Annotated in this window: 15 protein-coding genes and 1 tRNA gene; 12 read left to right on the forward strand and 4 right to left on the reverse strand. The window is 61.5% G+C overall.

The window, feature by feature from the left end; translation table 11 throughout:
* Window positions 1–138: 138 nt before the first annotated feature.
* The 4 genes from mnmA (at window position 139) to JQ628_RS30600 (ending at window position 2673) form a co-directional block, all read left to right on the forward strand.
* Complete coding sequence (gene mnmA / locus JQ628_RS30585) at window positions 139–1323, forward strand: tRNA 2-thiouridine(34) synthase MnmA (protein WP_212229171.1); 1185 nt, start codon at window positions 139–141, stop codon at window positions 1321–1323.
* 15 nt (window positions 1324–1338) lie between these two features.
* A complete protein-coding gene (locus tag JQ628_RS30590; RefSeq protein ID WP_212229173.1) occupies window positions 1339–1974 on the forward strand; it encodes a class I SAM-dependent methyltransferase in 636 nt (211 codons plus the stop codon).
* Between the two features lie 52 nt (window positions 1975–2026).
* Window positions 2027–2389: a hypothetical protein gene (locus JQ628_RS30595; protein WP_212229175.1), complete on the forward strand. Its 363-nt coding sequence runs from the start codon at window positions 2027–2029 to the stop codon at window positions 2387–2389.
* Window positions 2390–2596: 207 nt separating this feature from the next.
* A tRNA-Met gene (locus tag JQ628_RS30600) sits at window positions 2597–2673 on the forward strand.
* Between the two features lie 314 nt (window positions 2674–2987).
* Here JQ628_RS30600 and JQ628_RS30605 read toward each other — a convergent pair.
* Genes JQ628_RS30605 through JQ628_RS30615 form a run of 3 tightly spaced genes read right to left on the reverse strand, consistent with a single transcriptional unit; the run spans window position 2988 to window position 7883 of the window.
* Window positions 2988–4424 (reverse strand): amidase, encoded by a 1437-nt coding sequence (locus JQ628_RS30605; protein WP_212229177.1) that lies wholly within the window; start codon window positions 4422–4424, stop codon window positions 2988–2990.
* A 40-nt stretch (window positions 4425–4464) separates the two neighbouring features.
* Window positions 4465–4986: an aromatic-ring-hydroxylating dioxygenase subunit beta gene (locus tag JQ628_RS30610; protein WP_212229179.1), complete on the reverse strand. Its 522-nt coding sequence runs from the start codon at window positions 4984–4986 to the stop codon at window positions 4465–4467.
* 17 nt (window positions 4987–5003) lie between these two features.
* Window positions 5004–7883, reverse strand: coding sequence for an FAD-dependent oxidoreductase (locus JQ628_RS30615; protein ID WP_212229181.1), 2880 nt, complete (start codon window positions 7881–7883; stop codon window positions 5004–5006).
* Between the two features lie 152 nt (window positions 7884–8035).
* On the opposite strand from JQ628_RS30615, the gene JQ628_RS30620 reads away from it, so the two are divergent.
* Window positions 8036–8404: an antibiotic biosynthesis monooxygenase family protein gene (locus JQ628_RS30620; RefSeq protein WP_212229189.1), complete on the forward strand. Its 369-nt coding sequence runs from the start codon at window positions 8036–8038 to the stop codon at window positions 8402–8404.
* Window positions 8405–8413: 9 nt separating this feature from the next.
* Window positions 8414–9058 carry a maleylacetoacetate isomerase gene (gene maiA, locus JQ628_RS30625; protein ID WP_349628140.1) on the forward strand — a complete coding sequence of 215 codons (645 nt, stop codon included), beginning with the start codon at window positions 8414–8416 and terminating at the stop codon, window positions 9056–9058.
* A 7-nt stretch (window positions 9059–9065) separates the two neighbouring features.
* On the opposite strand, the gene JQ628_RS30630 is transcribed toward maiA, so the two are convergent.
* Complete coding sequence (locus tag JQ628_RS30630; protein WP_249128617.1) at window positions 9066–9641, reverse strand: MarR family winged helix-turn-helix transcriptional regulator; 576 nt, start codon at window positions 9639–9641, stop codon at window positions 9066–9068.
* A 318-nt stretch (window positions 9642–9959) separates the two neighbouring features.
* Between JQ628_RS30630 and JQ628_RS30635 the strand changes: the two genes are divergently transcribed.
* The 6 genes from JQ628_RS30635 (at window position 9960) to JQ628_RS30660 (ending at window position 17221) form a co-directional block, all read left to right on the forward strand.
* The gene (locus JQ628_RS30635) at window positions 9960–10949 is read left to right on the forward strand and encodes an ABC transporter substrate-binding protein (RefSeq protein ID WP_212229191.1); all 990 of its coding nucleotides are present in this window, start codon (window positions 9960–9962) and stop codon (window positions 10947–10949) included.
* Between the two features lie 12 nt (window positions 10950–10961).
* A complete protein-coding gene (locus JQ628_RS30640) occupies window positions 10962–11726 on the forward strand; it encodes an ABC transporter ATP-binding protein (RefSeq protein ID WP_212229193.1) in 765 nt (254 codons plus the stop codon).
* A complete protein-coding gene (locus JQ628_RS30645) occupies window positions 11719–12510 on the forward strand; it encodes an ABC transporter permease (protein ID WP_249128618.1) in 792 nt (263 codons plus the stop codon). The genes JQ628_RS30640 and JQ628_RS30645 overlap by 8 nt, the downstream gene beginning before the upstream one ends.
* A gap of 319 nt (window positions 12511–12829) precedes the next feature.
* Window positions 12830–13915: a TRAP transporter substrate-binding protein gene (locus JQ628_RS30650; RefSeq protein ID WP_212229195.1), complete on the forward strand. Its 1086-nt coding sequence runs from the start codon at window positions 12830–12832 to the stop codon at window positions 13913–13915.
* A 115-nt stretch (window positions 13916–14030) separates the two neighbouring features.
* Window positions 14031–16388, forward strand: a complete 2358-nt coding sequence (locus JQ628_RS30655) for a xanthine dehydrogenase family protein molybdopterin-binding subunit (protein ID WP_212229197.1) — start codon at window positions 14031–14033, stop codon at window positions 16386–16388.
* Window positions 16385–17221: an FAD binding domain-containing protein gene (locus tag JQ628_RS30660; protein WP_212229199.1), complete on the forward strand. Its 837-nt coding sequence runs from the start codon at window positions 16385–16387 to the stop codon at window positions 17219–17221. The genes JQ628_RS30655 and JQ628_RS30660 overlap by 4 nt, the downstream gene beginning before the upstream one ends.
* Window positions 17222–17224 lie beyond the last annotated feature (3 nt).

Here is a 17224-nt window from a genome sequence, read left to right on the forward strand (position 1 = left end):
CCTTAAATCCACCCCCGGCTGATTGCTTCACATCAATGCGGCCTATATTAAAGCGTGCTCCTTTGGCTCGCCGGGAGCACTTCCGACTTCGCTGAATCCTTGCTAAGGCCTTATGGCCTAACGCTTTTTACTTGCACCATGCGCAACTCTCTCGATCTCGAAGGCCGCCCTGAAGACACCCGTATCGTGGTCGCCATGTCCGGCGGCGTCGATTCGTCGGTGACGGCTGCGCTGCTCAAGGCCGAGGGCTATGACGTGGTCGGCATCACGTTACAGCTCTACGACCATGGCGCGGCGACCCATCGCAAGGGCGCCTGCTGCGCCGGCCGCGACATTCACGACGCCCGCAACGTCGCGAGCAGACTCGGCATTCCGCATTACGTGCTGGATTATGAAAGCCGCTTCCGCGAATCCGTGATCGACAATTTCGCCGAGAGCTACGCGCTCGGTGAGACGCCGGTGCCCTGCATCGAGTGCAACCGCTCGATCAAGTTCCGCGACCTGCTCGAGACCGCGCGCGAGCTTGGCGGCGCGGCGCTCGCGACCGGACATTATGTCGCCTCGCGCCGGCAGGCTGATGGATCGCGCGCGCTTACTTCCGCAGCCGATGCCGACCGCGACCAGAGCTATTTCCTGTTCGCGACCACGCGCGAGCAGCTCGACTTCCTGCGCTTTCCGCTCGGCGACATGAGCAAGCCGCAGGTGCGCGAATGGGCGCGGCGCTTCGATCTCGAAGTCGCCGACAAGCAGGACAGCCAGGACATCTGCTTCGTGCCGACCGGCCGCTACACCGACATCATCGGCCGCCTGCGGCCCGATGCGATGGAGCCCGGCGAGATCGTCGACCTCGACGGCCGCGCGCTCGGTAAGCACCAGGGCGTGGCCAACTTCACCGTCGGCCAGCGCAAGGGTCTCGGCATTGCCGCCGGCTCACCGCTTTATGTGGTCAAGCTCGATGCCGCGACGCGCCGTGTCGTGGTCGGCCCGCGCGAGGCGCTGCTGCGCGACCGTATCGTGCTGCGCGACGTCAACTGGATCGGCGACGGCGCGCTGGATCGCGTGATCGGCGACGGCATCGAGATGTTCGTGCGTGTGCGCTCGACTCGCGCGCCGCAGCCGGCATTTTTGCGCGCGGTCGATGGCGGCTATGAAGTCGAATTGGTCGCAGGCGAGGAGGGTGTCTCGCCCGGCCAGGCCTGCGTATTCTATGATGCGCCCTCCGGACAGGCGCGCGTGCTCGGCGGCGGCTTCATCAAGAGCGCGGCCACGGGGAATACAAAGCCGCGGGAAACAGCGGCGGCTCTAGAGGCTGTGCGAGGATAACAATCAGGGCAGGGGATGGGGGACATCAACCTCGAAGGCGTCACCAAGACGTATGACCGCTGGGCGCCGATCTACGATTTCGTTTTCGGAAAAGTGTTCGACGAGGGCCGCCGCTCGACCATTGCGGAGGCCGATCGCATCGGCGGCCGCGTGCTCGACGTCGGCGTCGGCACCGGGCTTTCGCTCTCGGATTATTCGCGCACCACAAAACTTTGCGGCGTCGATATCTCCGAAGGCATGTTGCGCAAGGCGCAGCAGCGCGTGCGCGAATTCGGCCTGACCAATGTCGAGACGCTGGCGGTGATGGACGCAAAACAGCTCGCCTTCAAGGACGCCTCGTTCGACGCGGTGGTGGCGCAATACGTCATCACGGCGGTGCCGGATCCCGAAGCGACGCTGACCGATTTCGTCCGCGTGCTGAAACCCGGCGGCGAGTTGATCCTCGTCAATCACATCGGCGCCGAAAACGGCCCGCGCCGCGCCTTCGAGCTTGCGTTTGCGCCGCTGGCGCGCCGGCTCGGCTGGCGTCCGGAATTCCCGTGGGACCGGCTGGTGAACTGGGCCGCAAAACATGGTGGCGTCACGCTCGCGGAACGCCGCCCGATGCCGCCGATGGGGCACTTTTCGCTCATTCGTTACCGCAAGTCCTGAACCTGCGACGATTTTTGCGGGAACCGGTGCGCGCGAGCGTCGTTTTCTCCTCATGCGAATGAACCAGACATTGCTTCTGTCCTGCGCGCTGATCGCAGCGCCTGCCGCGGCGTTCGCGCAGGCGCCCCCGTCACCGGCCACGCCTCCGGCGCAAACCGCCCCGCCGGTGCCGTCGAAGCAGGCCAATTGTGCGCCGATGCAGCAGCCGCATTCCGGAACCGCCGTTCCCGAAGGCCAGACCACCGGACAGAGCCGCGAGCCACTCGGCGACAAGCTCGCCAAATCCGAGGGCGTGCTGTGTCCGCCCGCCGGCGTCGATCCCGAAATGCACGCGCCGGCGCCCGATGCCGGCAACACCCCTGTGATCCCGCCGCCCGGCAGCCCCGGCGGCGACCCGTCGGTGCGGCCGAAATAGGCTTGGTGCGGCCAGTCTTGGTAGCGTTGTCCGAAGAGCGACCTGCCGCGCCGTAGCTCGCAGAGCGAAGGCGGGAGGCGGAAATCTCGTGCTTCCATCAATAACTTGCAGCGAGGAGCGGCTTTGCTTGACAGGCCAGCAAGCCACTCCTTATATGCCGCGCGTTCGCGAGAAACGGCCCCATTTCGGCCGCCGCTGAACGCTCGTGGCGGGGTAGCTCAGCTGGTTAGAGCACGGGAATCATAATCCTGGGGTCGGGGGTTCGAGTCCCTCCCCCGCTACCAATCGTACGATTTTGCCCGCCAAACTACGATTTTCTGCGATCCCGTTCGCTTGACGGTAACGCATCGCGACCGATTGCCCCAGAGCGAGACTTAAGCCAGCTGCAAGGTGCGAGTGGGGCGGCTGTGACCTACGATCTCGATCGGGCGGTTCAAACACGCCGGCCGTCAATTAGGTCTGCGCCGCTTCGGTATGAGCGCGCACAGTGAGGCGCTCAGCAGGCTCCAGGTTGGAGCCCAGGAGCGCCTGCCGTAGCAATCAGTGACCTGGACGAGTGAACGCCCCAGCCGAGATGGTGCCGAAAGCGGAATTCGGTCTAACTCGGACACATGGGTGGCAGCCTATGAGCCCATGGACGTGCGCGTTCGAGCGCGACCGCGGCGCGGAGCACCGCTGCATCGTGGTACCAGGGGCCGACGATCTGCAGGCCGATCGGGAGGCCCGCATTCGTCCAGCCGCACGGTACGCTGATAGCGGGATGTCCTGTCAGGTCGAACAGATTGAGATACGGCACCCAGCTTTGGCGCATGTCGCCGGCGTCCTTGCCGCCGATGGTGATCGCTTCGAGGGCGGCGTGATCAGCCGCAAGCGGCGGCCGGCTCATCGTGGGGGTTAATACGAGATCATAGGTGCTGAACCAGCCCTGCACGGCGCGAAAATGTTCCGTGCGCTTATAGGTCGCGCGCGTGATCTGCTGGCCGCTATACGCGCCACCTGCGCGAATTCCCTCGACAAAACTCGGATCAAGCAGTGGTGCCAGTTCGTCAATTCGATCGAAGAACCGCGCCGCCCAGTTTGACTGCTGAAGCACGCGCCACGCTGGTTCGGCGTTCTCGATCGGCACATCGAGCACATCGACCTGGCATCCGAACGCGCGAAAGGCATCGAGGGCTTCCTCGCAGGCGTGACGAACCTCGTCGTCCAGCATCGCATTCCCCACGAGGGGACGCCACCCCACGCGCAAGCCTCTCAGCGACTCGGAGTTCATATCCGCGATCGCGGCGAGCGCTTGCGTGCGGGCGACGCCGAGAGAGTGCGGGTCGCCAGGGTCGGAGCCGGAAAGGGCGTCCAGCATCAGCGCCGTGTCGGCGACGGTGCGAGCCATCAACCCGAGGTGAATGAAGTTGTTGAAACCATCGGGCACCTGGCCATGCGGAATCAGGCCAAGCGTCGGCTTCAGACCGACGATGCCGGTGCAGGCAGCGGGCAGGCGCGTGCTGGCCCCGGCATCGGTTGCCAGCGAAAGCGGGCCGAGCCCGGCGGCCACCGCTACCGCTGAGCCGCCACTCGATCCGCCAGGCGTGTATCGCAGGTCCCACGGGTTGCGTGTGGTTCCGAATAGCGGCGCATCCGTCATCAGCTTGTGCGCAAATTCGGATGTCGTCGTCTTGCCGATGATGATGGCGCCGGCCTGCTTGAGACGCCGCACCGCGACGGCATCGGTATCAGGCACATTGTCCGCCATGGTACGGGAGCCCCAGGTCGTGCGGATTCCGGCCGTGTTGATGATGTCCTTGACCGAAACCGGCACGCCGTGCAGCGGCCCCAGATCCTTGCCTTGTGCGAGCGCCGCGTCGGCATCGCGGGCGACAGCCATTGCTTCCTCGCGGCAGACCGTGATGAACGCGTTGAGCGACGGCTGGCTGGCTTCGATCCTTGCGAGAATAGTCTCAGTCAGCTCGACCGCGGAAAGCCGGCGCGAACGTATCAGTTTCGCCAGCTCAACGGCCGGAAGAAAAGCGAGCTTGTCCAAGCCGGACGCTCCTGGAGTTTAGAGATGACGGAGCGGCGGGTCAGATCGGCAGGCAAAGCGCGTTGTCGACCAGCAGATTGTCGTAGACGCAGCGGCGTTCGGCGAGCTTTAGTTCGCCGTCGATCCTGCGGAACTTGTCGTAGTAGACGCCGACCTGATGCAGCGTCGCGTCGGGTCGATCGTACAAGACCTGGAGCACGACATAATTTGCGCGCGCGACGATGGTGCCGTCAGGTGTCTCAGACAAAACGGCCTGATTGGCGATGAGATGGCGAAGATAGCGCGGCGCAAACATCGCCGTCTCCTTCAGCGCAAAGGCACGGTCGCGGATCATGCCCTTGTTCTCGCAGTAGATCAGGCCGACCGGCAGATTCCGGTCAAAATTCTCCCGCGACAGGATCACGTACAGCGCGTCGTCGGTGAACATCTCCGTCCAGTCGGTCAACCGCAGTTCGTCGAGCGCCGCCGCATACCGGTTGTTGAAGGTTGCGATCTCATGGTGCAGCAGCAGGTCCGCCAGACGGGCGTCGTTATTCGACATCGCAAGCGAGGGTTTTGTCATTGCACTCGTCTGCATGTTCAAAGCCCCATTTCCTGACGCCAATGCTTGTACATGGCGCGGATCGCCGCTTCCGAGATCAGGCTGTCCGCCGTGCCGGCTTCGATCTCAGGATCGAGTTTCACCAGATGCTCGCCGTTCGGCACACGCTGCATGCCATCCTGCACGAATTTGATGGCCTCGTTGTCCTCCAGCCCGAGGAATCCGGCGGGACCCATCAGATTGCCCTGACGAAGGCGATGCCGCGTCATTTCCTCGCTGTCGCCCTCGAAGCCGAACATGGTCCATTTCATGATGAACTCGTGCGGCCCGGTCGGCACGATTTGCCTGACGCCGAGCGTGTTCATTTCGCGCTGGACGATGAGATTTGGCCAGACGGTCGACATCGTCACCGACCAGGGGCTGTTGAACTCGTCGATGAAATCCATGAAGCGGGGCTCTTCCAAGGTCATGCCCTCGCGATAGGCGCGCATTTCCTTCTTGGCGTCGCTGGCGACGGCTTTGCCGTCCGATTTCGCCGATGCCATGACTCCGTGCCGGCCCGTCGGATCTGCGAGCATCAACGAGCGATTGCCCGCAACAAGAAGGCCGAACGTCACCAGGAACGTATGCAACAGCGTTGCGTGATAGGGGTCCTTGAGGTTTTCGTGATAGAGTTTCCAGTTGCCGGGCAGTGAATGCCGGTAGTAGCCGAGCAGCTTGAGCTTGCGGCCGTCGAAGGTGGCATCGAACTCGCCCAGGACTTCGGGCCCGAGATATTCCTCGAATGATTCCATCGTTTCGCAGTAGGACGCGAATACAACGCCGCGATGCGTCGTCACGCTGAGCTTGCGCAGGCCGTGATCGGCGGTCTTGAAGTCGGCCGGCATGCCGCCCTTGCCGTTGACGCCCCGACGGAAGGGCACGCCCGCAAGATTGCCCTTCAGGTCGTAGGACCATTGATGATAGGGGCAAACAAACTCTTTCGCATTGCCGCTCAATTCACGGCAAAACTCCGCGGCGCGATGGGCGCAGCGATTCTCGAAGACATTGATCGAGCCGTCATCGGCTCGCGCGACCACCACCGGCGTCGGGCCGACGTTGGAACGGATGTAGTCGCCCGGATTGGGGATCTCGCATTCGAGGGCCACGTAATTCCAGGTGCGGCCGTGAAAAATCTTTTCGACCTCGCGCTCATAAATGGTTTGATCTGTATAGACCCAGTCAGGAATGCGCGTCAGTCCTTCCTGCGGCCACACATAGCGCTTGGTCAAGGCCAGGGGAATGTTCATGGCGGTGATCTCCGAGGCAGAGGTGTCTGGGTCGTTCGTATCGTCGGCAAGCACAACGGCAGAGGCGGCGTCGAAAGCAAAAGGCGTAGACGAATCGAGTTCATGGCGGGCCTGACGAATCGCATCGGGTGCGGAAAACGCGATTGTGCCGGTGAGAAGACCCGTTTCCCGATCGATGGTGCGATAAATCGCGCCGGCTGCGGCGTCGATACTGCCTTCACGAATCACCGTGTCGCTGGCGCTGATACTCCCGATCATCTGGATGTTGAGACCGAACTGGTCGGTCCAGAACCAGGGCTTTTTTGCTGTCGTGTCGCGCGCCACGCCGGCCATTGAGCGGCCAGCGGCGGCGCCTTGCTCTTCTGCGTTGTGCCAGCTCTCCAACCTGACACGCCGGCCGTCCCGGAGGACGTGATGCAGGGCGCAATCGCCCGCCGCCCAAATGCCGGGAACGCTGGTCCGCCCCTCTGCGTCCACCTCGATGCCGCCGGCGGTTGCACAACCGGCTGCAGCGGCAAGATCGATAGCCGGTTCGAGACCGATGCCGACGAGCACGGCATCGACCTGGATCGTGTCTTGCCCGGTTACCACACCGAGCTTGCTTCCACGCTGCGTGATTTCACGAATGTCGGTCCGCCTCCGGACATCGACGCCATGTGCCTCTGCAATGCGACGGAAGGTGCGGCCCAACGGTACCGGCAGCAGGCGCATCATGATCTCGGGCTCGCGTTCGAGCACCGTGACGGCAACATTTCGCGAAAGCGCCGCCGAGGCGAGCTCCAGCCCGATAAAGCCGCCGCCAACAATGGCCACATGTGTCGCGGACGCCAACGCGCGGTCGATCGCGGCGGCATCCTCGACAGTGCGCAGATGGAGGACACCCGGCCGATCCGAACCGGGGATATTGAGTCGACGCGCCCGCCCTCCGGTCGCGATCAGCAAAGCGTCGTAGGGCAGGACCTTGTCTTGCGCGAGGACGACCTGTTTCCGGGCGGGGTCGATCGCGATCGCTTGCTGGCCGAGATGCAGCCGCACCCCGAGAGACTCCGCATCGACCCGGCTCAACCGCGTGCAGGCATCCAGATTGCCGCGGCCGAGCAGCATATCCTTGGACAGGGGTGGCCGTTCGTACGGCAGATGAAGCTCATCACCGACCAGATCGATCGCGCCGTTAAATCCAGCCTTGCGGAGCGTGCGAATGGCCGCTGCTGCTGTTTGCCCGGCGCCGATGATGACGGCCGTGGCCGCCGTTGCAGCGGCGTTATCGATTTTGGCGCCGCGGTCTGCCTTGTCGGGAGGCGCGACGGGCTGCTCGCCGTGCCTGTCGAGGTCGACAAGAATGTCGTCGCCTTCGAGCTTTACCGCGTAGGTGCGCAAATCCTGGGTCAGCGGCGCGCACAGCGCCTTGCCAGTGCGGATGTCGAACTGGCCCTGGTGCAATGGGCACTCGATCTTGCCGTCCTCCACCCAACCTTCCGACAACAGCGCCAGCGCGTGGGTGCAGATGCCGTGGGTGGCGAAAATCTCGCCGTGCAGCCGATAAAGCGCGACCGGGGTTCCGTCGACGTCGACGCCGATGACGCCGCCATCCCGGATCGAATTCAACGACGCAGCATGCTGCCAGGCCATGGACGTTTCCCGCGATCATTCATCAGCATACATCATAATCTTCCGGAGGCGATCCGGGTTGGGCAGCAAAACCGAACCTCGGATATTGCTTCTCCAATTTACTCAGTATACCATCATAAATTCCAGAAAGGCAAATCACGAGGAGTGCCGCCATGGCCCAGGAGCCGCTCGCGACCAAGGGAAACTATCTGCATATCTATGATTTCCGGGTGCAGCCCGGCCGCGAAGAAGAGTTCGTCCGGCTGTTCGAGGAGTTCGACTATTCCGACGGAAATCCGATGCACAAGTCAGCGGCGCAGGTGAAGGATGGCGTGCTTTGCCGCGACGTCGAAGATCCGCAGCGCTTCTTTCTGATCGCCGAGTGGTCGGATATCGAGGAGCACGCAAAAATTCGCAAAGTTCTGGCGAACGAGATCAAGCCGGAGTTCATCAAGTGCATCGAGGGCGGCAAATTCGTTCCCAAGTACGTAGAAGTCGTACTGTCGACCCCGGATGAAATTCTGCAAAAAGCAGCCCGTTGAGATCGTCCGGTGACGCGGCAACTCTACACGTTCTTCCGGTCTTCCACCTCTTACCGGATGCGTATCGCTCTTGCGTACAAGCGGCTCGGCTACGAGCCGCACTATATCAGCCTGCCGAAGATGCAGCATCGCGAGGCGGTTTATCGCGATCTCAATCCGCAGGGGCTGGTGCCGCTGCTGGTCGAGGACGAGCAGCCGCTGATCCAGTCACTGGCGATCATCGAATATCTTGATGAAGTATATCCAGAACCTGGGCTGATGCCGAAGGATCCGCAGGAGCGGGCCTATGTTCGCGCCTTTTCGCAGATCATCGGTTGCGACATTCATCCGCTCAACAACGTCCGCGTGCTCAAGCGATTGCAAAGCCAATTCGGCGCCAGCGAGGACGCGACCAATGAATGGTACCGGCACTGGATCGCGGAGGGGCTGGGCGGTCTGGAGGAATACGTTCTTCAGCAACGCCGATCCGGGCAATTCGCGTTGGGCAATGCCGTTACGATGGCCGACGTCTGTCTGGTGCCACAAATCTTCAATGCCAGGCGTTTCGGCTGCGAACTGGGCAAATATTCGAAGCTCAACGACATCTTCGACAACTGCATGAAATTGCCGGCGTTCACGGAGACGCAGCCGAACACGCAACCCGATGCATTCTGACGCCGGTTCAGGCTTCCTTCGGGCTGAAAATGGTGCGGCCGAGGTGATTGTTTCCGTCGATGAGCCGGATCAAGGTGGAGATAAAGGCGTGCCGCTCGGCCGGCGGAATCGGCTCTAGCAGACGCTCCTGAGCACGTTGCATGGAAAGATACATTTCCTTGGTAACGCGCTTTCCTTCAGGTGTCAGGCGGGCCAGCATGGTGCGCTTGTCGACCTTTCCCTGACGCCGCTCGATCAATCCGCGCCGGCTCAGCCGGTTGAGCACATCGGCGACATTGGTACGATCGATGCCGAGTTCGCGCGCGATCGAGTTCTGATCAAGATCGGGATTGGTCGAGAGGGTGGTCAAAAGCCCGTATTGAACGGGCGTGATGTCGAATCCCGCGCACTCCTCAAAGAACAATGCATAGTGGATCTGGTGCAGCCGCCGCAGCAGGTACCCCGGCCGCGCCCACAACGGCATCTCCGACATCAGGGCGCCTGAGAACGAATAGTCCTGAGACCTGCTCTTCGGCATCGGCGATTCGATCGGGGCGCTGGCCGGCAGGGGCTTGGCGGGACGGCGTTTCGCATTGATTGCCATGGGAATTCCTGTAGTGCCCGACCAAATCAAAGACCGTCGGGATCGAACCGAGTCGATTGGACTGCCAACGCAGCTGCTTTGCAACCGTTTCCGGCCGGGCGCGCCGGCGCCGCCGACAAGCTGCGCCTCCGTCACCTGATCTGACCGGCCAGGGTGTCTTAGCTCAACATCGCCCATGCCAAAACAAAAATCGTCAGTACAACATCATATCTTGTCGAATTCTAAATTGTCGTGTTACCGTGCAAACGCCGGTGGATGCGCTTCTCGAATGAGGAGGGATGATAAATGTCCGCACGTCGTTGGAATTGTCTTGCAATCGTGGTGGTGCTTGCCGGCTGTCTGAACTCCCTGTCCGCGCTTGCCGCAGACACCGTGAAGGTTCGCCTGGACTGGACCCCATGGGGCAATCAGGCGCCCATGCACTTGGCCGCGCAGAAGGGGTTATTCAAGAAATACGATCTCGATGTCACGCTCGACGACGGCAACGGTTCGGTCTCGACGGTGCAGATCGTCGGGAACGGCGAGTACGACGTCGGTCATGCATCGCTCGCCCCGATGGTCATTGCGCGTTCGAAGGGACTGCCGGTGAAAGCCTTCGCCGGTTTCGTGCAAAGGAACGACATCGGACTGCTGGTGCCGGCGGACAGCAACATTCGCAGTCCGGCCGATCTCAAGGGCAAGAAGATCGCCTTTACGGCGGGCTCACTGGAAGCCCCCTTCATCGATCGATTTCTGGCTGCCGGCAAATTGACGCGCAGCGACGTCGAACTTCTCAACGTCAGTGCTCCAGCCAAGGCCGGAACATATGTGGCCGGAGGAGCCGATGGCGCGTTTTCTTCCGTGCCGTTCTTTCTGCCGGTCGTATCGGTCAAGCGCCCGTCGACCAGCCTGAATTTTGCGGATTACGGTCTGCAGTTTCCGAGCTTCGGCCTGTTCGCCACGGAAAAAACGCTCCAGACCAAGGCAGCTGCGCTTCGCCGATTTGCCAGTGTTGTAGCCGGCTGCTGGGCTTACATCCTCAACAATCATGTCGAGGAAGGCGTGCAGGCCATCATTGCTGCGCGTCCGCAGGCCAAGCTCGATCCCGACGTGTTGCGCAAGCAGATCGAAAGCATCCGGGCCTTTTCGAAAACGCAGGCAACCGAGAAGCAACCCTTTGGGGTGATGGCCGCCTCGGACTGGCAGACGGCGCTTCAGATCCTGACCGAGGGCGGGCTGCTGGACCAGAAAGTCCAGTCGGAAGAGGTCTTCACCAACGACCTTATCGACAAGAGCGTCGTCGCCGACATTGGAAGCGGCAAGTTCTGAGTTGTCCGGTCCATGATCCACGCTTCGCAGGTCACCAAGCAATTTGGGAGCGACGGCAAGGGTGTCACTGCGCTGCAGGAGGTTTCCCTTGCCATTGGAGAGGGCGAGTTCGTCAGCCTGCTCGGTCCCAGCGGATGCGGCAAGAGTACCTTCCTGCGGTGTCTTGCCGGCATTGAGACGGCGACCAGCGGCAACCTTCTGATTGATGGCCAGCCGATCTCCGGTCCACCCGATCGTCTCGGAATGGCGTTTCAGCGCGATGCGTTGCTGGATTGGTACGACGTGCTGGATAACGTGTTGCTGCCGGCGGATTTCGGCGGCAAGCGCAAGCGCGACTACGAGCCGCGCGCCCGCGAACTGCTGGCGATGGCGGGTCTCAGCGCCTTCGTGCACAGTTATCCGCGCGCGCTATCGGGCGGAATGCGGCAACGTGTTGCGATGTGCCGGTCGCTGCTGCTCGATCCGCGGCTCCTGCTGATGGACGAGCCATTCGGTGCACTCGACGCACTTACCCGTGATCAGCTCAACGTTGATCTTCACCATCTTACGCAGCAAAGAAACATGACCGCTGTGTTTGTCACGCACAGTATTTCCGAAGCTGTTTTTCTCTCGACGAGGGTGGTGGTGTTCAGCCCGCGTCCGGGACGTGTGGTCGAAGACATTTCCATCGATCTGCCGCGTGAGCGGCGTCTTGCCGTGCGCGAAAGCAAGGAATTCGGTCACTATGCCCGGCACATTCGCGGGTTGTTCGAGAAGATGGGTCTGATTCATGAATGATCTGGCCGCCTTCATCCGAAACAGCCTTCAGCGCAGCTTTGCTCCACTCGCGGGCGCCGTGGCTTTTCTTGCCATATGGGAGGTCGCCTGCCGGGTATTTTCCATTCGCCCGGTACTGCTGCCGAGTCCGATTGCGGTGTTCGGCGAGATCCTGGCCTCACCTCTGTGGTTTGTGGAGCAGACCGGCTACACTCTTGGAATCACCCTGGCGGGTTTCGCGGCGGCTGTCGTATTCGGCGTTCTTTTCGCCATCGTAATCGTCGAATGGAAATTGCTCGAGCGCCTGCTGTTCCCGCTGTTCGTCGCCTTGAACAGCGTGCCCAAGGTTGCGCTGGCGCCGCTCTTCATCATCTGGTTTGGCGTGGGGGATACCCCCAAGATTGCGATCGCCTTTCTCATTGCTGTGTTTGCGGTCGTCATCGACACCGCGCTGGGGCTGCGTTCGGTCCCGCCTGATATCGTCGATCTTGCGCGGACGATGCGCGGATCCCGCCTCAAGGTGCTGTTGCGGGTGAAGCTGTTCTGCGCCATGCCGCATTTGTTTGCGGGGCTCAAGGTGGCGATGTCGTTGGCTCTGGTGGGCGCCATCGTCGGTGAATTCGTCTCGTCGCAACGCGGGCTGGGCTACGTCATCCTGAGCGCACAGGGCATGTTCGACACCACACGTGTGTTTGCGGCGATCGCCATCCTCGCCATCGTCGGCGTCGCACTGATCGAGGCCGTGGCGGTCATCGAGCGCGTGGTGATGCCATGGCACCATAGCGCTGAACGTCAGGGGCACTGACGCAACAACTTCGGAAAGCGCGGCGGCTTGCTGCGTTGCGATCAAGCATTGGGCATTTCAGGCCGATTTTTTGTGCTGAAGTCCCATTTGACAGCTTTCCAAAAAATGCTCAGTATACCATCATAATTTTGGGACTGAGGAATGGACGTAGTCCGGAGGTTGCTCGATGCGCCGCAAACAGGCTCAGCCGATGGTGGCCTCCCTGTTCTGTTCGGCGGACCCATTTCTTGGAACGCGAATCATTCGAGCGCCACTCAGCCCGGCGTAGCTAAGGGATGAAGGCGATGCTTTCGACGCAACGTGGAGGAGGGGACTTCAGATGAAGCGACGAACATTCCTGAAAAAGGCGACCGCCGGCCTCGCAATGACGGCAATGGCCGCACCGGCCATCGCGCAATCGCCCGACAAGGTGCGTTGGCGCATGGCAACGAGCTGGCCGAAGAGCCTCGATACCATCTACGGCTCTGCGGACGAGATGTGCAAACGCGTTGGACAGCTCACCGACGGGAAGTTCGAGATCCAGTGCTTTGCCGCCGGCGAGATCGTGCCCGGGCTACAGGTGTTCGATGCTGTCTCTAACAAAACCGTCCAGTGTGGTCACACCCTGTCGTCGTTCTATTTCGGGAAGGACCCGGTTTACGCCTTCGATTCAGGCGTGGCCTTTGGGGCGAATGCGCGCCAGCAGGCATCCTGGTTGTATTACGGCGGCGGTCTTGAGCTGATGCGGGAGATCTTCGCCAAGCAGGACATGCTGAATTTCCCTTGCGGCAATGTCGGCGTGCAGATGGGCGGCTGGTATCGCAAGGAGATCAATACGGTAGAAGATCTGAAGGGCCTCCGCGTCCGCATCGGCGGGCTTGGCGGTGTGGTGTTGCAGCGTCTCGGCAGCGTCCCGATCCAGATTCCAACCGGTGACATCTATGCTTCGCTCGAGCGCGGCACGATTGATGCGGCCGAATGGATCGGCCCGTACGACGACGAAAAGCTCGGGTTCGCCAAGGTCGCGCCTTACTACTATACGCCGGGCTGGTGGGAAGGCAGCGCGATGATTACGAGCCTTGTTAACGCGCCGGCATGGAAGGAACTGCCGCAGCTTTACAAAGACGCTTTCGAGGCGGCCGCGAATGAGCAGCATCTTCTCATGCTGGCCAAATACGATCAGAAGAACCCGGCGGCACTCAAGCGACTCATCGCCGGCGGCACGAAACTGCGCGCCTTTCCGCAGCCGGTGATCGAAGCCTGTTACAAGGCGTCCGTAGAGACCTTCAACGAGCTCTCTACCAAGAGTGCGGATTTCAAGCGGGTATATGAACACTGGAAAGAATACATGAACGCGTCGAACCAGTGGTTTCAGGTCGCGGAGTTTCGTCTCGATGCATTCCGTTACGGCGGAAATAAGTGGTAAGAGGTTCGGCACGCGGTGTGCGGGCTTGTCTGTGATCGTCTCCCAAGTGTGCGATGTGTGAGAACGCCTGGATCTGATTTTAGGCGAGGCGTGCCGTTAGGCGGAATGGTCCGATATGGTCAAGGCTGAATCTGGTGAGGGCATCGGTGCGCGCGTTCTCCGCAAGGAGGATGCGCGCCACCTCCGCGGTCGTGGTCAGTTTGTCGGAGATATCCGGATACCCGGAATGCTGGAGGTCGCGTTCCTGCGAAGTCCGGTTGCTCATGCGATCATTCGAGAACGCAGGAAGCCGACCGGATTCGAGAGTTCCGTTGTCTTCAATGAGGACATGGAGGGTGTGTCGCCGATAACGACGCGATCGTCGATCCCTGGTTACAAAGTTTCCGACTATCCCGCGCTCGCCGCCGACCGCGTCCGCTTCGTTGGCGAGATCGTTGCCATGTGCTTGGCAGCCAACCGTGCCGCCGCGGAGGACCTCTGCGAACTGGTGGAGATCGAGTATGACGAACTCGACCCGATCGTGACGTGCGCGGCGGGCCGTTCGCCGGGAGTGAAACCCCTTCACGAGGAGTGGGCGGACAACCTGTTCCTGCGCACGTCGTTGGACCAGGGAATTGACGACGTCATCGCAAACGCCCCCGTCGTCGTGGAATTGGAGCTGTCGACAGCGCGTCAGGTCATGCACCCGATGGAAGGCAAAGGCCTTGTCGCATGGTGGGACCATCGGGCAGGGCAGCTGGTGGTGCAGACCTCGACCCAGGTACCGCATTTGATCCGCATCGGGTTGGCGGAATGCCTCGGCATTCCCCAGGCCATCATTCGGGTGGCTGCTCCCGATGTCGGCGGCGGGTTCGGCTACAAATGCATGCTGATGCCCGAAGAGGTCGCTGTCGCGTGGCTTGCCTATACGAGAAAGGGCGCGTTTCGCTGGATCGAGGATCGGAGAGAACATCTCACGGCCGGAGCCAACGCACGACAACACGAATACAAGATCAAGGCCTATGCCGATAATCGCGGCAGGTTTCTTGGTCTGGACGCCGAGGTCGCCATTGATTGCGGAGCATATTCTGTATGGCCGTTCTCAGCCTGCCTGGAGGCGGCCCAGGCCGGAGGCAACCTGCCGGGTCCATACGATCTTCAGGCGTATCGCTGTAGCACATTCTCCGTGGCAACCAACAAGCCACCCTTTGCACCGTATCGGGGCGTCGCACGTCCCGGCGTGTGCTTCGCCATCGAGTTGACGATCGACGCAATCGCAAAGGCCGTCGGCCGGGAAGCCTGGGAGGTCCGTCTCGAGAATCTCGTTGCAGCGTCCGCGATGCCTTACACCAACATCACCAAAAAGTTCTACGACAGCGGCGACTATCCTGCATCGCTTCTCCAGGTGAAGCAGATGATTGGCTTCGAGCGTATCCGTTCAGAGCCCCGGCGGGATGCGAAAGGGCGATATCTCGGTGTGGGCTTTGCAACTTATACGGAACAGTCCGCGCACGGCACGAAGGTTTTTGCCCAATGGGGCCTTCCGCTGGTTCCGGGCTTCGACCAGGCCCACGTCAAATTGACACCGGACGGCGCGCTCGAGGTCAAGGCGGGCATCCACACCATCGGTCAGGGGTTGGAAACAACCCTTGCGCAAATCGCCCATGAACAGACCCGCGTTCCCCTGAAAGACATTCGCGTCACGCTGGGAGACACCGCCAACACGCCTTTCTCGACGGGGGCGTATGCGTCCCGCGGTATCGTGATGACCGGCGGCGCGGTGTCAGTCGCGGCCGAGATCGTCGCAGGACGGATCAAAAGTATTGCCGCGCATCTCTTGCAGGTCCGAGCGGAAGACGTCAGCTTCCGCGACGGGGGCATATTCGCCGGCGAAGCAAGCGTCTCCTATGAGGACGTCGGCAGGGCCTGGTACATGCGGCCGGACCAGCTTCCTGACGCCGTTGACAGAGGGGGATTAGAGGCGACGGGTGCTTACAAGCCTCAGGTCGATACCGGCGTATTTTCGTATGCCAGTCACGCCGCCTATGTCGCGGTCGATGCCGAGACAGGGCTTGTCGAAATCCTCGACTATGCCATCTGCGAAGATTGCGGGACCATGGTCAATCCGATGATCGTCGACGGGCAGACGATCGGCGGAGCAGCGCAAGGTGTTGGAACGGCTCTGTTCGAGGAGAGCCCATATGACGACAATGGACAGCCGCTGGCCTCGACGTTGATCGACTATCTCCTGCCGGGACCGACCGAACTGCCCCGTTTCCGCATTACGCACATGGAAACGCCGTCTCCGTTTTCCGCGCATGGCCTTAAAGGCGTCGGTGAGGGAGGCGCCATAGCTCCGGCAGGCGCGCTGGTAAATGCCATCAATGACGCTCTCACACCGCTAAACGCCGCGGTTCGTGAGATTCCGGCTACCCCCGAGCGAATCCTCGCGGCCATTGCCGCGGCGAAGCCAACATTGGGCAACGTCGCATGAAGCCGGCTTCGCTTGAATATGTGCGGCCCCGGAGCATGGAGGAAGCGCTTGCCGTGCTTTCGGATGAGACAGCAAACGCCAAGATCTTTGCCGGCGGTCAATCGCTCGGACCGATGCTGAATCTGCGGCTGACTCGTCCCGCAAAACTGGTCGACATCCGCCATATCCCCGAGCTGAAGGCGGTACGAGCGGATGCAAGATTGTGCTCGATCGGGGCGACGTTCACGCACGCGGAGCTTGAGGACGGCGCGATCGAGGATTTTACGCGCGGGCTCCTGCCCTATGTGGCGCGTGGCATCGCATATCGGGCGGTACGAAACCGCGGTACCGTCGGAGGCAGTCTGGCGCATGCCGATCCCGCGGCAGATTGGGTCTCGACCATGGCGGCCATCGACGCCACGATCGTCATTCGTGGACAGGCGGGTGAACGCCGCGTGCCGGCCCAGCAGTTTTTGGCAGGTGCATTCACGACCGAGCTCGGCGACACGGAGCTCCTTACCGCGGTCGAGCTGCCGCGCTTCTCCGCAGCAGCGCGTTGGGGTTACTACAAGGTGTGTCGGAAGACCGGTGAATTTGCGAAGGCCATTGGACTTGCCATACAAGATCCCAAGATCGGACTATTCCGAATTCTTGCCGGCTCCCCCGAGGGCCGTCCGGCGCTGCTGACACGCAGCGCAGAAACACTGGCAACGCGCGGAGCTGAGCATGCCGCCCGTGATGCGCGCGAGGAAATTGAAGAAGTTCTCCCAAATCTGGCGCCCGCCCACAGGCAGCAACTGATCGCCGCCGTACAGCGCAGTTTGGGGCAAATTTTGCTCGTGGAAGCCGCCTGAGAT

The organism is Bradyrhizobium lablabi, from assembly GCF_018129385.1.
GTDB lineage: Bacteria > Pseudomonadota > Alphaproteobacteria > Rhizobiales > Xanthobacteraceae > Bradyrhizobium > Bradyrhizobium lablabi_C.

Coding starts and splice junctions, on each gene's coding strand:
- mnmA (WP_212229171.1), top strand. CDS start 139: ATGCGCAACTCTCTCGATCTCGAAGGCCGCCCTGAAGACACCCGTATC.
- JQ628_RS30590 (WP_212229173.1), top strand. CDS start 1,339: ATGGGGGACATCAACCTCGAAGGCGTCACCAAGACGTATGACCGCTGG.
- JQ628_RS30595 (WP_212229175.1), top strand. CDS start 2,027: ATGCGAATGAACCAGACATTGCTTCTGTCCTGCGCGCTGATCGCAGCG.
- JQ628_RS30610 (WP_212229179.1), bottom strand. CDS start 4,986: ATGACAAAACCCTCGCTTGCGATGTCGAATAACGACGCCCGTCTGGCG.
- JQ628_RS30615 (WP_212229181.1), bottom strand. CDS start 7,883: ATGGCCTGGCAGCATGCTGCGTCGTTGAATTCGATCCGGGATGGCGGC.
- JQ628_RS30620 (WP_212229189.1), top strand. CDS start 8,036: ATGGCCCAGGAGCCGCTCGCGACCAAGGGAAACTATCTGCATATCTAT.
- JQ628_RS30630 (WP_249128617.1), bottom strand. CDS start 9,641: ATGGCAATCAATGCGAAACGCCGTCCCGCCAAGCCCCTGCCGGCCAGC.
- JQ628_RS30640 (WP_212229193.1), top strand. CDS start 10,962: ATGATCCACGCTTCGCAGGTCACCAAGCAATTTGGGAGCGACGGCAAG.
- JQ628_RS30645 (WP_249128618.1), top strand. CDS start 11,719: ATGAATGATCTGGCCGCCTTCATCCGAAACAGCCTTCAGCGCAGCTTT.
- JQ628_RS30650 (WP_212229195.1), top strand. CDS start 12,830: ATGAAGCGACGAACATTCCTGAAAAAGGCGACCGCCGGCCTCGCAATG.
- JQ628_RS30655 (WP_212229197.1), top strand. CDS start 14,031: ATGGTCAAGGCTGAATCTGGTGAGGGCATCGGTGCGCGCGTTCTCCGC.
- JQ628_RS30660 (WP_212229199.1), top strand. CDS start 16,385: ATGAAGCCGGCTTCGCTTGAATATGTGCGGCCCCGGAGCATGGAGGAA.